The organism is Phormidium sp. CCY1219 (genome assembly GCF_035615515.1).
GTDB lineage: Bacteria > Cyanobacteriota > Cyanobacteriia > Cyanobacteriales > Laspinemataceae > CCY1219.
Genome location: NZ_JAJENT010000394.1, coordinates 25,843 through 39,351, shown reverse-complemented (window position 1 = coordinate 39,351; position 13,509 = coordinate 25,843). Strand labels below are relative to the sequence as shown.

At 52.3% G+C, this 13,509-nt stretch carries 11 protein-coding genes; 6 read left to right on the top strand and 5 right to left on the bottom strand.

What is annotated here, in order from left to right:
* Positions 1–336 precede the first annotated feature (336 nt).
* The 4 genes from gap (at position 337) to LKK83_RS07880 (ending at position 6,168) form a co-directional block, all read left to right on the top strand.
* Positions 337–1,353 carry a type I glyceraldehyde-3-phosphate dehydrogenase gene (gene gap, locus LKK83_RS07895; RefSeq protein WP_324630492.1) on the top strand — a complete coding sequence of 339 codons (1,017 nt, stop codon included), beginning with the start codon at positions 337–339 and terminating at the stop codon, positions 1,351–1,353.
* A gap of 219 nt (positions 1,354–1,572) precedes the next feature.
* Complete coding sequence (gene ppsA / locus LKK83_RS07890) at positions 1,573–3,957, top strand: phosphoenolpyruvate synthase (protein ID WP_324630490.1); 2,385 nt, start codon at positions 1,573–1,575, stop codon at positions 3,955–3,957.
* Between the two features lie 97 nt (positions 3,958–4,054).
* Complete coding sequence (locus LKK83_RS07885) at positions 4,055–5,269, top strand: 2,3-bisphosphoglycerate-independent phosphoglycerate mutase (RefSeq protein WP_324630489.1); 1,215 nt, start codon at positions 4,055–4,057, stop codon at positions 5,267–5,269.
* 161 nt (positions 5,270–5,430) lie between these two features.
* On the top strand, positions 5,431–6,168 hold the full coding sequence (locus LKK83_RS07880) for a DUF72 domain-containing protein (protein WP_324630488.1): 738 nt from the start codon (positions 5,431–5,433) through the stop codon (positions 6,166–6,168).
* A gap of 58 nt (positions 6,169–6,226) precedes the next feature.
* Here the strand turns inward: LKK83_RS07880 and LKK83_RS07875 are convergent, their stop codons facing one another.
* Positions 6,227–7,276 (bottom strand): DUF1611 domain-containing protein, encoded by a 1,050-nt coding sequence (locus LKK83_RS07875; RefSeq protein WP_324630487.1) that lies wholly within the window; start codon positions 7,274–7,276, stop codon positions 6,227–6,229.
* Positions 7,257–8,351, bottom strand: a complete 1,095-nt coding sequence (locus LKK83_RS07870) for a dipeptide epimerase (RefSeq protein ID WP_324630486.1) — start codon at positions 8,349–8,351, stop codon at positions 7,257–7,259. Before LKK83_RS07870 ends, LKK83_RS07875 begins: the two co-directional genes overlap by 20 nt.
* On the opposite strand from LKK83_RS07870, the gene LKK83_RS07865 reads away from it, so the two are divergent.
* Positions 8,350–8,484 (top strand): hypothetical protein, encoded by a 135-nt coding sequence (locus LKK83_RS07865; RefSeq protein ID WP_324630485.1) that lies wholly within the window; start codon positions 8,350–8,352, stop codon positions 8,482–8,484. The genes LKK83_RS07870 and LKK83_RS07865 overlap by 2 nt on opposite strands.
* A gap of 199 nt (positions 8,485–8,683) precedes the next feature.
* On the opposite strand, the gene tnpA is transcribed toward LKK83_RS07865, so the two are convergent.
* The gene (tnpA, locus tag LKK83_RS07860) at positions 8,684–9,169 is read right to left on the bottom strand and encodes an IS200/IS605 family transposase (RefSeq protein ID WP_324630484.1); all 486 of its coding nucleotides are present in this window, start codon (positions 9,167–9,169) and stop codon (positions 8,684–8,686) included.
* Positions 9,170–9,520: 351 nt separating this feature from the next.
* On the opposite strand from tnpA, the gene LKK83_RS07855 reads away from it, so the two are divergent.
* Positions 9,521–9,868 carry a hypothetical protein gene (locus LKK83_RS07855; protein WP_324630482.1) on the top strand — a complete coding sequence of 116 codons (348 nt, stop codon included), beginning with the start codon at positions 9,521–9,523 and terminating at the stop codon, positions 9,866–9,868.
* 111 nt (positions 9,869–9,979) lie between these two features.
* Here the strand turns inward: LKK83_RS07855 and LKK83_RS07850 are convergent, their stop codons facing one another.
* Together LKK83_RS07850 and LKK83_RS07845 are read right to left on the bottom strand one after the other, a co-directional pair.
* Positions 9,980–10,882, bottom strand: coding sequence for a tetratricopeptide repeat protein (locus LKK83_RS07850; protein WP_324630481.1), 903 nt, complete (start codon positions 10,880–10,882; stop codon positions 9,980–9,982).
* A gap of 25 nt (positions 10,883–10,907) precedes the next feature.
* Entirely contained in the window at positions 10,908–13,481 is a 2,574-nt protein-coding gene (locus LKK83_RS07845; protein ID WP_324630479.1) for a HEAT repeat domain-containing protein, read from the bottom strand.
* Between the last annotated feature and the right edge of the window lie 28 nt (positions 13,482–13,509).

Genomic DNA, 13,509 nt, shown 5'->3' with positions numbered 1-13,509 from the left:
TCTGCTAAAAAACGCCGAACCAATTTTCTAGGTGCCAGTGTAATCTAGGCAACAGGAGAGTTAGGCGCTGGCAAAAAGCCGCCAAAACGAGGCAATTCGGGAGTTTCCGCGCCATCGACAGGATTTTCCCCGGGGAATTGTGCATGGAATTCTCGGAAAAAGAGATCTCCCTCGCCGGATACCTCTTTAGGTAGATGAAACCCATCTAGAGGAGTTTTAAACTGAAAGTATTTGAAAGACACTCCTGTGATGCAGGAATAAAGCGATCGCCCTCGATAGAGCATCACTCTTTCCCGGGAAAACTTGAAAAAAATATCTACATAAAGGAGAAAAATCATGGCAAAGGTGGCAATTAATGGATTGGGAAGAATTGGCCGCGCCACGTTGAAGATTGCCATTGACAATCCAGATTTAGAAGTGGTTGCCATAAATGATTTAGTGCCCCCAGATAATCTGGCTTACTTACTCAAATACGATACGGTTTACGGGCGATATGACAAAGAAGTAGAAAGTACCAGCAAGTCATTAATCGTTAACGGCAAAGAATATCCCGTCTCGAGCGAAAAAGATCCGGCACAACTGCCGTGGGGGGATATGGGAGTGGATATCGTGTTTGAATGTACCGGGATTTTCACCAATCGCGAGGGGCTGGAAAAACACCTACAAGCGGGAGCCAAGCGCGTTATCCTCTCTGCACCCATCAAGAAAAACGGGGTTCCCACCATCGTCCACGGGGTCAACAAACCGGGCGAAGATGAGAAAATTATCTCCTGTGCCAGTTGCACCACCAACTGCGTCACCCCGGTAGCGGAAGTGATGGATCGGCGAATTGGCGTCAAAAAAGCGATTATGACCACGATTCACGCTTATACTTCCACCCAGGCGATCGTGGATGGGCCGAGCAAGAAAATGCGGCGCGGACGGGCGGGGGCGGCGAACTTAGTGCCCACCAGTACCGGTGCGGCAAAAGCCACCGCCAAAGTGCTGACCCAGTATCAAGACAAATTTGACGGGGTTGCGGTGCGGACTCCCGTTGCGGTGGGTTCGATTACCGATATTACCTTCGTCACCGAAAAAGCCACCAGCGTGGAAGAAATTAACAACATTTTCAAGGAAGAAGCACAAACCGATAAATATCAAGGAATTTTAGCTGCTTCGGAAGAAGAACTGGTGTCCTCGGATATCATCCAACAACCCTACGGATCCATTGTAGATCTGACCATGACCCAAGTCATCGACGGCGACTTAGTAAAAGTTATGAGCTGGTACGATAACGAATGGGGATATTCCAGCCAAATGGTGAAAGAAGCGGTTCGCATGGTGAAAGAAACCAAGGAGCTGCAAGCGGTGTAAAAACATCCTATTGCTACCGGATAAATTCTTCGCAATGGGGTTAGGAACAGCAATGAGTAGGGGCGGATTTGGGGAAACTATCGACGGTTTCAACCGGAAAAACTTTCCGAACCGTTCCTGCTTTTTTATTGAAAGCTTGGGGTCAATTATCCAGAAATCGGTCAGTAAGCATCTTTTTAATTCAGAACGGCAAACAGTAAATTTTAGGAGAAAATCGGTATGGCAGAGAATAATTACATTCGCTGGTTTGACAGCTTGGGTTCCGATGATACGGCAATCGTGGGCGGAAAAAATGCCTCTCTCGGGGAAATGATTAGCGCCTTGAAAGAAGAAGGGATTCGGGTGCCCGATGGCTTCGCGACTACCGCCCAAGCGTATCGGGAATTTTTAAAAGCCAATGAACTCGACGATAAAATTAAGTCTCATCTCGAGGAGCTAAAACAGGGAAAAATTCCGCTAGAGAAAGCCGGAAAATCGATTCGCAGACTGTTTCTCGACGCGCGCTTTCCCGACAAGATAGCCAGCGCCATTCGCGAATCCTATGGGCAAATGAGCGATCGCTATCAAAAAGAAGAGGTGGATATCGCCGCGCGAAGTAGCGCCACTGCAGAAGACTTGCCCGAAGCCAGTTTTGCGGGACAGCAAGAAACCTTTCTCAATGTCACCGGTGCGGAAGAAGTGTTAGAAGCATGCCGCAAATGCTACGCCTCTTTGTTCACCGATCGCGCAATTAGCTATCGGGAAGAACAAGACTTCGACCACATGAAAGTTGCCCTCTCCGTGGGGGTGCAAAAAATGGTGCGATCGGACAAAAGCAGTGCCGGCGTGATGTTTTCCATCGATACGGAAAGTGGTTTTCCCGATGTAGTGCTGATTAATGGTGCGTGGGGATTGGGTGAAAACGTGGTGCAAGGGTCAGTAACGCCAGATGAATATCGCGTATTTAAACCCTTGCTGGAAGACCAAAAACTAAAGCCGATTGTCGATAAAACTTTGGGCGAAAAACAGAAAAAAATGGTGTATGCCAAAGGCAAAAGCCAGACCACGGAAAATATAGAAACTTCGGCAGCCGAACGGCAATCTTTCGTGTTAGAAGATGAAGAGATTTTGCAATTAGGACGTTGGGGCAGTGCCATTGAAGCCCATTACCAGCGCCCGATGGATATGGAGTGGGCGAAAGACGGAGAAACCGGGGAACTGTTTATCGTGCAAGCCCGACCTGAAACCGTACAATCGCAAAAAGAAGCCGCTACTTTAAAAACCTACAGTCTGAAAGAAAAAGGGGAAAAAATTCTCGAAGGCGTCAGCATTGGTGATGCGATCGCGGCGGCGAAAGTGTCGCGGGTGAAAAGTGCCGAAGACATCAATAAATTTGAAGCCGGCAGCATTTTAGTTACGGGAATGACCGACCCGGATTGGGTGCCGATTATGAAACAAGCCGAGGGAATTATCACCGATCGCGGGGGACGAACTTGCCACGCGGCGATCGTCAGTCGCGAGTTAGGAATTCCCGCCATTGTTGGCACTGGAAATGCCACGGACGAATTAGAAGACGGACAGGAAATTACCCTCTCCTGCGCTGAAGGCGATCGGGGATATATTTACCAGGGAATTTTAGAATACGAAGCTAACGAAGTCAACCTGGAAGATATTCCCAAGACCCAAACTCAAATTATGATGAATATCGCCTCTCCTGGAGCTGCTTTTCGCAGGTGGCGATTGCCCTGCGAAGGCATCGGCTTGGCGCGGATGGAATTTATCGTCAATAATATCATTAAAATTCATCCGATGGCGCTGCTTCATTTCGATAAAGTGGAGGATGAATCGGATCGGAAGGAAATCGAGCGCTTAACCCGCGCTTATTCAGACAAAACCGAGTATTTTGTAGATAATTTAGCCCGAGGAATCGGGAAAATTGCGGCGGCACAATATCCGAATCCGGTTATCGTGCGGATGAGCGATTTTAAAAGCAATGAATATGCGGATTTAATTGGCGGGCGGAATTTTGAACCGACGGAATCGAACCCGATGCTGGGATTTCGCGGGGCGTCGCGCTATTACAGCGATCGCTACCGGGAAGGCTTTAGTTTGGAATGTCGCGCTTTGAAACGAGTGCGCGAGGCGATCGGGTTGAGCAATGTGATTATTATGATTCCGTTTTGTCGTACCTTAAAAGAAGCCGATCGCGTGCTAGACGTGATGGCAGAAAACGACCTGAAGCGTGGAGAAAATGGCTTGCAGGTGTACGTGATGGCGGAAATTCCTGCCAATATCGAACTCGCCCCGGAATTCTGCGAACGCTTTGACGGATTTTCGATTGGTAGTAACGATTTGACCCAATTAGTGTTGGGGGTCGATCGCGATTCGGAAGAACTGGCGGAATTGTTTGACGAACGAAATGAAGCGGTGAAGCGGGCAATTCGCCGATTGATTCACAGCGCCCACGAAGGCGATCGCAAAGTGGGCATTTGCGGACAAGCGCCCAGCGACTATCCCGACTTCGCCGCCTTTTTAGTCGAAACGGGAATTGACTCGATTTCTCTCAATCCCGATAGCGTGGTGCAAATCAAAAAGCGGGTGGCAAAAATGGAAAACCAGCAATAAATATTCGGTGTGGTGTGGCGCTTTTGCTGGAGAAGCGCCACTGCGATTTCCGAGGTAACGACGCGAAATAGACAGCCAATAAATAGCGGAGATAACAATGGATATTACCACAGTTTGGGAAAAACTTGCTTGGGAAAGCGGGGGCAAAATTATCTATTTAATTGTAGATGGCGGTGCGGGATTGCCAGACCCCGAGAAAGGGGGAACGGAACTGCAAATTGCTCGCACGCCCAACCTGGACGAATTGGCGACGCGATCGAGCTGCGGGTTGTTAGAATTGGTCGGTCCGGGGATTACTCCTGGTAGCGGTCCGGGGCACTTAGCTCTGTTCGGCTACGACCCGTTGAAATATAATGTAGGCAGAGGGGTACTTTCGGCCCTGGGCATTGATTTCGAGCTGCAAGAAAACGACGTGGCGGCGCGGGTTAACTTTGCTACCCTGGATGACAGTGGCAAGGTGAGCGATCGCAGGGCGGGAAGAATCGAAACCGACCTAAATCGCCGTTTGTGCGATAAAATCCAAGACAAGGTGAAGCTCGATTTTGAGGGAGAATTCTTTTTCCAGACTGTGAGCGAACATCGGGCGGTTTTCGTCCTGCGCGGTGCCGGCATTAGCGGCAATTTGAACGATACCGACCCGCAAACCACCGGCAAAGCGCCGCGCGATCCGGAACCCAAGTCGGAAGATGCTCAAAAAACGGCGGAGTTGGTGCGATCGCTGGTGGAACAGGTGAAGCAAATCCTCGCCGACGAACATCCCGCCAACGGCATTTTAATGCGCGGATTCGAGCAGTACAAACCCCTGCCTTCCCTGAAAGAGCGGTTTAACCTGACCGGCTTGTGCGTGGCGGATTATCCCATGTATCGCGGTGTCAGTCGGTTGATTGGCATGGATGTGGTGCCGAAACCCGGGGGCATGAAAGAACGATTTCAAGCCCTAGAAGCTAACTATGGCGAGGATTATAATTTCTATTTCCTGCATGTGAAGCATTCCGACAGCGAGGGAGAAGATGGCAACTTTGAGGGGAAAGTGAAGGTTATCGAAGAAGTGGATAGTTTGCTCCCTCGGGTGACGGCATTAAATCCCGATGTGCTAGTGGTGAGTGCGGATCATTCTACTCCCTCGTTAATGTCGGCCCATAGCTGGCATCCGGTTCCGGTGTTGATTGCGGGGAAATACGCGCGCATCGATGAGGTAGAGCGCTTTGATGAATATGCCTGCTTGCGCGGTTCCATCGGATTGCGACCCGCCACCCATTTGATGGGGTTAAGCTTGGCGAATGCGAAAAGACTGCGAAAATATGGGGCGTAATGACCCTTCCAGCTCACATGCGGGGAACGAGTGTGCTTGATATACTCTGGTTCCCAGGCGGTCGCCTGGGAACGAGTTGAAAGGAGTTTAACAATGAGGCTGGTTTCCAGCTCACATGTGGGGAACGAGTTCAAACGGGATTATCTACTTCTGGCAATACCATGACGAGCAAATCAAACCGCATCCATATCGGCACCTCGGGTTGGCATTACGCCCATTGGCGATCGGCTTTTTATCCGGAAGATATTGCGAAGAGAGATTGGCTGAATTTTTATGCCGACCGATTGCCCACGGTGGAAATTAATAACTCGTTTTACAAGCTTCCGTCGCCGGAAACGTTACGGGAATGGCGGGATACGGTGCCGAAGGAATTTGTGTTTGCTGTCAAAGGCAGTCGATATATTACGCACCAAAAAAACCTGAAGGATCCGGAACAAACCCTGGAAAAATTTATGGATCGGGTGCAGGTTATCGAGGAAAAATTGGGGGTGATTTTGTTCCAATTGCCGCCCCACTGGCATTATAATGGAGAACGGCTGAGAAATTTTATCGAGAGGTTGCCGCAGCAGTACCGCTATGGGTTTGAGTTTCGCGATCGCAGTTGGTTTAATGAAGAAGTTTATACCCTGTTATCCGAGTGCGGGATGGCATTTTGCATTTACGAACTCGCAGGAGAGCGATCGCCGAAAACAGTGACGGCAGATTTTGTCTATTTGCGCTTGCATGGGCCAGATGGGGCGTATCGAGGCGAGTACGATACCAACAGCTTGTGTCAGTGGGCGGAAGAGTTTGCGAACTGGACGAAACAGGGAAAAGAGGTGTACTGTTATTTCGATAATGATGAGGCGGGATATGCGGCTCGAAATGCGATCGCACTGCAAGATATTGTGCTAGAATAAGCGAAAAAAGAGGAAAATTTCGGCAGGGGTGAATCTGCCGAAAGTGCGATAACAATAGCTAGGTTGACACGATCGCATCCAAGAGCGAGTCAGGGCCGAAGCGCACCGGATCGGTGCAGGGCAAATGGGTTTCCGCTTCCACTTGGGCGATCGCATCCCGGGCATCCGAGTCGTTCAAGTGCCGAGTATTGAGGGCGATCGCGGCCACCTTAGCCGGATGCAAAGCCCCTGCCGCATCGGCCACCCGTTCGTATAAATCGATGACGGCCGGTAACGGGGGAATCGGGACGTGAGAGTGTTTGCGAATATGAGTTTGTCCGGCGCGATGCACCAAAACCAAGTGAGTGGGTTGCGCGCCGCGCAGCAAGGGCAGAGTAGCCGTAGATCCGGGGTGAAGTAAGGACCCTTGCCCCTCCACAAATACGATATCGCGATCGCTGCCGAAGCGGGTGACGATATGTTCCACTGCACCGGCGGCAAAATCCACCCGCACCGCATCCAATGCCACTCCATCCCCGGCGATCGCCAAACCCGCTTGACCGGTAGCCAAAAACTTCGATCGCAACCCGCGCGCTTGGGCGGCGCGATTCAGTTCCAGACAGGTAGACATTTTGCCTACCGCCATATCGGTTCCCACCGCCAACACCCGCAGACAAGAAAGCTGGCGCGCTTCCGCACTGGCGATTTTCAAGCCCACCGGTTCTTGGCGGATATCCCAAATCCACTGGTCCTCACGCAAGCGTTCGCGGAATTCGGTTCGATCGCCCAAGGAGGTATGCAAGCCGTTCACAATCGATAATCCCTCGGCGATCGCCATTTGGATTTCCCGAAACCAGGCTGCCGGCAGCGCGCCTCCCGGAGGGGCAATGCCGATCGCTAGCACATTGGGCTGGTAAGGGAAAGCTGCTGCCACGGAATCCACAATGGGTACATCGCGGGGGATGCCGGTGAGTTCCGGAAGCGATCGCCCCGCACATTCGCGATCGATCGCCGCCACGATGGTTGCCTCACTGTAGCGCAACAGGGTCAAACCCGTTTTTCCCCCAGGGCCGAGAATGCCTTCATGCAGGAGAATGGCCACTCGATGATTAGCTGTTGTCAGACGCATGATATTTTACTCCTAAACCCGGTAATTCGTTGGGAAGCAAACGACCCTGGTGTAAGGTAGCCCCCGTAAAGGGATCGTCCCTCAAATTAAGATGACTGTCTAAATCCAAATAATCCGCCAGGGGTGAGAGGTGAGACATAGCCGTATTCGCCAGAGCACTGTCCGAATAACAGCCAAACATCACCTGCAAACCCCACGCTTTGGCGGCGTGAATCATTCGCATTGCTTCCGTTAACCCCCCACACTTCATCAGTTTGATATTAATCCCCTGCACCCGGTCCGCCAATTGGCGAATGTCAGCGCTGGTAAAGCAACTTTCATCCACGAAAATCGGTAGAGGCGACTCCGCCGTTAGTGGAGAAAGCGCCTCATGTGCGGCCACCGGCAGGGGTTGTTCCACATATTTTACACCCCGATCCGCCAACCAGTGGCACATGGCGATCGCATCTGACAACGACCACCCGCCATTGGCATCCACGCTAAACGCCGCCGACGGTGCCTCCTGCTGGACGGCTAAAAACATGGCTTTGTCCGCCTCGATGCCTTGGGGACTGCCCAGCTTCACCTTCACGGCGCACCCAGTGGTCGAATGGTCTGCCCCTGCCCCATTTTCCTGGTTAAACCAATGTCGCACCCGCGCTCTGGCCGCTTCTGGAGAACTGATGCCGATGGTAACAGATGTGGGGACAATTTTGCCGCGATCGAGTCCCCAAATTTGCCACAATGGCAGTCCGGCTTTTTTCCCCATCCAATCGTGCAGCGCTACATCAATCGCCGCTCGCGCCGCCGAAGGAAATGTATCAGAGTTTGTGGATTTTGTCAAGACTTCTTCAATTTTGCCGCGATCGAGGGGACTGAATTTCTGCAATTCTGGGGCGACTTGCTGCAACGCCGCCACCAGGGCCTCGGTGGTTTGCGGCGTCCCCCCCACGGAAAATGGGGACGCCTCTCCCCATCCCCCTATGCCTTCGTGTTCTACCTTCAGCCAAACATTGCTGGTTTGAGCTGTGGTACCGCGACTGATGGTGAGGGCGAATCGCTTGTGAACCGTGAATGTTTTGATGTGAATTTGCATGGGTAAATGGGTAGGTGTATGGGTTGAATGGGCGATCGCGATCGCGCCGAACCAGGGCGATCGCGATCGCGCCGAACCAGGGGGATTGCGCCTTGGCAGGGGGATTGCGATCGCGCCGAACCAGGGCGATTGAAATCGCGCCGAACCAGGCTAAGTCCGCCTTCGCGGACTAAGAATATTGCCTGGGCAGGGGGATTGAGCGCCTGGGCAGGGGGATTGCGATCGCGCCTGGGCAGGCTAAGTCCGCCTATCGCCCTCCCTAACGGGTATGGTAACGCTTACGCGGACTGGGATAGCATGCCACTGGGGGATTAAAATTGGGCAGAGTTTACTTATGTCTTCTCTTCAGAGTGGGGCGAGAAGGGGGAAGGGCGATCGCTTGTTGAGTGGTTTGGGTTTGATGGTGGAGAGGATAGCATTTCCCAATGGGAAATGATTGATTTTTGTTGATGGTGAAGGCGTTGATTTCTGATATAGTTAGCCACCCTGTCTAGGTGATTGTGGCTTACGGTAAAAGCGCCATAGCTGCCTTGCCATTTGAAGAATTCATGGCGCTTGAGTTCGTTAGCGATGAAATGAGAGGAACTGCCTTTTATCTGTTTGATGAGCTTAGAGACGCTTAATGTAGGCGAATATCTCACTAATAAATGCACGGGGTCTTCAATGCCCCCCACTGCTATGACTTTACATTCTAAGTAGTTACATTCCCCAACTATAGAAGCATAAACTCTTTGCTGAATATCTGGTGTAATCAGAGGCAATCTGTCCCAAGTGCCCGAGACATAATGAAGATACAATCGCGTACAATTTGCCCTCATCTTGTTCTCACCCCTCATCAATTAAAATTGGTTGGTGTTTTTTTCACAGTATATCTTACCATAACCCGCGCAGCAAAGAGAAGCAGCAGCGCGATTTCAATCCCCCTGCTGTTCGATCGCCTTTTAATCTCCCAGATAAATCGTACAACCCAACCCGCGAAGGCGGGTTTAGCCTACCCAGGCGCGATTTCAATCCCCCTGCCCCCAGAATCGCTATACAATATAAACCTCCACCCTTTCCATCCCCCAGTAAACCCTCATCTGTTTTTTACGTTTCCCAGGGAACCTGTAGCCTTGCAAAAACGTTGTATTTTAATAAATGCTGACTCTAGAATAAGAGATATGAGAACGATGAACTTACCGAAAAAATCCATTTCTGCTGCATTGAGTGCCACGCTGTTGCTGTGGGCACTCCCCGCCTTAGCAGCGCCGGATTTGCGCCTAACTTGGATCCGCATGAGTAGTTCTAACTTTGATGGTTGCTTGAGAAAAGCAGTGGAAGCCATGAAAGCGGAAAGACTCGACAATGTAGAAGTCAAGGACAATGAATTCGTCCAAGGAGAAACCAGCGAATCCCAGGCAAAAATTATGTGCATTGAAAGCGGGCGAGACATCATTGCCGCGATCGCCGTTAGCAGTGACGATTCCGAGGAAGCGCGCGAACTTCGCAATGGCTTGAGAAATCGCCTGCGACGCTAGCAACAATCCCGGGTGAGAGGAACTCGTCCCTTTCCTCCACCCGAGTAAGGGTCGATGGCTGTAGATGAAGTTAACCCAGGGCACGAAAAAATTACCATCCCCCTCACTTCTTTACTTTTTCTTCTGGGATTTTTCCCCCTTTTTTTTCTGCACCGTAGTTCCAAATCCTTTACCCTGTGGCCTTGCTTGTTCTAACTCTTTCAGTCGCTCTAACACATCTTGGCGATCGCCCTCGCCATATTTTAACCCCATCCGATAGATATCTTCTGCCTTTTGATAATCCACCTCTAGATGCGGATAATTTTTCAGCCAGTAGATATCCCCCCAATGGATATACCCCCAAGTAAACCCCGGATGTTCTTCAACTAACTGCCGAAACAGTTCTTCTCCCCGGGCGGTATTTCCCCGCTCTAAGTGAGCTTGCGCGCGACCGCTTTTGATATATCCCAGACTCTCTTCATCGGCATCGGGGAACAACTGGAGGAACTCTTCGCAGTATTGGAGATGCTTGCGCTGGTATTCGGGGTTAGTGAGACCAGCGTTGGCCAATTCTGTTTCGATATCCAGCAACCACGCAGACGTTAAATATAAACCCCCGGTTAGTTTCTCGTCAATCTCCGAAAAAGCGTTTAACCTCGGCACAAATTGCGCTTTAAATTTATCCCAGCAATCCAGCCAAATGTCGCAGGTTTTTTCATCGCGATGGATTTTCAGGTAATCATACCCTTGTTCGATCGCGTCGTGCATGAGATCGCCGCTAAACACCTCTGGCGTTAACCGTTGCCACAACACTATTGCCGCCATCAAGATAAAATCCTTATCGTATCCTTCAGCAGTTAAGTCATAGTGTTTTTCCCAATCATCTACCAAATCGTCATGGCTGTAATACGCGGGAACGCTCTGGCGAAATTCATCCGGAGTAATTTCCACGCCGAACTCGTGTAATTTGGCAAAAATGCGATCGGTAGAATAGTTGCGAACTTCCGGCAAACTCCAGTGCCTTTTTCTGACCACGATTGTCCTCCTCCTTTATTGAACCTCAATCGGATTTCGGTTTGAATTTTAAATCCATCTGTTCTTGTTGCCGAGTGTTGAGGGAAGAACGGATGCCCCGATCGAGGCAACGACGGTGCCAGCGCATGAGGGCGTGGAGAAATTCCAGCCAAGAGCGTTCCGCCGTGCAAGTTCGATCGCAACGAAGCAAGCCATGTACCAATTGTAAATCCCGCAAAGACAACTCAGACATCGGCAAGCGTCCGAGACGACTAATTTCCGAGGTCCACAGACGCACCGTGCGATCGCCACTACTCGTCACCAGCACTTGACCGTTGGGGCTAAAATTCACCCCCATAATCCAATCCGAATGGTCCCCCTGCTGGTGTAACGCCATCCCCGTATTCGCATTCCACAGGCGCACGGTTTTATCCCAACTCCCACTGGCGAGGATATCCCCGGTAGGATTGAACCCCAAACAAGACACCGCCCCCTGATGGGCTTCCAGGACCGAAAGCGGTTCGCCGTCGGGGATTTTCCACAACCGCACGGTATAATCATTGCTGCCGGTCGCCAGTTGGCTGCCGATGGGGCTAAAGCTCATGCAGCCCACCGAACCGGTGTGACCGGTGAGAGTTTTGAACGGCGCACCCACGGGAAGCCACCAGAGGCGCACAGTTTTATCCCAACTGGCGGTAGCGAGTAACTGCCCATCGGGACTGATACTCAAGCATTCCACCGGCCCTTCATGGCCCGTGAGGGTTTGCAGCAAGTCTCCAGAAGGCAGCAACCACAAGCGCACGGTACCATCAGAACTGCCAGAAACCAGCAATTGACCGTCGGGACTGATTCCGAGACAATTAATCCAGCCTTGATGGCCCGTGAGGGTAGCCTGCAGGGTGCCGGTGGGCAGTCGCCAGAGGCGCACGGTGCCATCGGCGCTACCGGTAGCGAGTTGTTCCCCGGTGGGGCTGATGGCCAAACAATGGATCGGGGCGGTGTGACCCGTAAGCTGCTTGAGGGCTTGGCCGGTGGAGGTGCGCCAGAGGCGCACGGTGCCGTCATCGCTACCACTGGCGAGGAGCAGGGTTTTGCCGTAGGAACCCACGCCAGGGTGACTGAAGGCGAGACAATTCACCGGCCCGTCGTGTTTGACCATTCCTTGGGCTAAAGCTGCAGAGCGCAACGAGGGGACGCCGAGGACTTTGAGCAGTTTTCCGGTGATGGTACTCCACAACTGCACCGACCCTTCGGCGGTACCGATCGCCACCATTGGCGGATCGCTGGTAAAGTTGATTGGCGCAGGCCCGAGGGCAAAGCTGGTAACTTGTCGTTTGCGATCGCCGATAATATGAGAGCAGTGCATCTGTCCGGCGAGGGCCGACACTTCCCCCACGCACTGATGCGCCAATTGCTTTAATGCCTCACAGGCTTTCGCCTCGCGACTCGGTGCCCATTCCAGCAAGGAATCGGGATTGATTTCCCGCAGTAACTTGACGCTCCACACCGCGGGAGCAACCTGCGCCAGTTGCCACATATCGTGCCATTGCTGCTGTTCTTTGAGAATCTCGATCGCGGTTTCCCATTCCCGAGGGGTCATGTCCCCGAGTCGATGCCGCCGCACGCCGCCGACGATCGCGCCGACAATCTCGCTGCGTCCGGCTTTGCGGGCTTTTTGGGCGATGCGCGATCGCAGGGTTTGGGAGGCTTCTTGATAGCCCGCCCCGAGCAAGCTGTGATGAAATTCTAACTCTTGGTACTCGCGCCACTGTTCCGTTAACACGTAAAAAATAGCGCGCTGTTTCGGGTCTGCAGGGGCATATCGCGCCGCGATCGCCGCCTCCCCGGCTAAGGGATGGTCCTTGTCAATCGTCCAGCGACAGACTTCTTCCTGGGCTTCGGCTAGGTCTAACTTGCGAAGCGCCATCAGGGCTTGGATTCCCAGCCAGCGGTCGATATCGCGACAGGCAATTAACAAGGGTTCTACCACTTCCGCCCCCGCCGCCGTCACCACGTCCATCCGCCCCACTTTCAAGGCACTCAACACCCGAACCAGGGCGGGTTGTCGCGCTACATAACCGCCGCTCAAAATCGCCTGTTCCAGAAATGGGGTGCGGGTCATGGCCCATTGCTTGCACAGAGCATCGATCGCCTCTTGATTGTGCAGGCGAAACAAACATTGGCGGGCGCGATGGGCGATTTGCGGGTCGCGATCGCGACAGATGGCGAGTAGGGGTTTGACGATTTCTGCCCCACTGCGGATAATGGTCTCGAATTGTGCGGTTTTTAATGCAGCGAGCAACCGCACGGGTAGGGGGTTGCAGGCGACCCAACCTCGCTCTAGGAGCAAATGGGTTAATTTCGGATCCCGGGCGATCGCCCATACTCCACAGACGGTATCGATTTGCTCGGGGTCTTCAAGCTGTCGCAGGGTTTCGGTGGCGATCGCCTGCACGGTTTCATCCTCGGACTCGATTAACGCCTTGGCCAATATCTTCACCGTCTCCGGCGTTTTCTCCCGAGCAAGGGCGATCGCCGCCTGACGCCGCAACCATCTTCCCATCATCGGCACATCACTGTCTAACTGTGCCGCTAATTTTCTTAACTGTTCTGGCTCCATAGATGCTGTCCCTTCATCGGTGCCCCTG

Coding starts and splice junctions, on each gene's coding strand:
- LKK83_RS07885 (WP_324630489.1), top strand. CDS start 4,055: ATGGATATTACCACAGTTTGGGAAAAACTTGCTTGGGAAAGCGGGGGC.
- LKK83_RS07845 (WP_324630479.1), bottom strand. CDS start 13,481: ATGGAGCCAGAACAGTTAAGAAAATTAGCGGCACAGTTAGACAGTGAT.
- LKK83_RS07880 (WP_324630488.1), top strand. CDS start 5,431: ATGACGAGCAAATCAAACCGCATCCATATCGGCACCTCGGGTTGGCAT.
- LKK83_RS07875 (WP_324630487.1), bottom strand. CDS start 7,276: ATGCGTCTGACAACAGCTAATCATCGAGTGGCCATTCTCCTGCATGAA.
- gap (WP_324630492.1), top strand. CDS start 337: ATGGCAAAGGTGGCAATTAATGGATTGGGAAGAATTGGCCGCGCCACG.
- tnpA (WP_324630484.1), bottom strand. CDS start 9,169: ATGAGGGCAAATTGTACGCGATTGTATCTTCATTATGTCTCGGGCACT.
- LKK83_RS07855 (WP_324630482.1), top strand. CDS start 9,521: ATGAACTTACCGAAAAAATCCATTTCTGCTGCATTGAGTGCCACGCTG.
- LKK83_RS07865 (WP_324630485.1), top strand. CDS start 8,350: ATGGGTAAATGGGTAGGTGTATGGGTTGAATGGGCGATCGCGATCGCG.
- LKK83_RS07870 (WP_324630486.1), bottom strand. CDS start 8,351: ATGCAAATTCACATCAAAACATTCACGGTTCACAAGCGATTCGCCCTC.
- ppsA (WP_324630490.1), top strand. CDS start 1,573: ATGGCAGAGAATAATTACATTCGCTGGTTTGACAGCTTGGGTTCCGAT.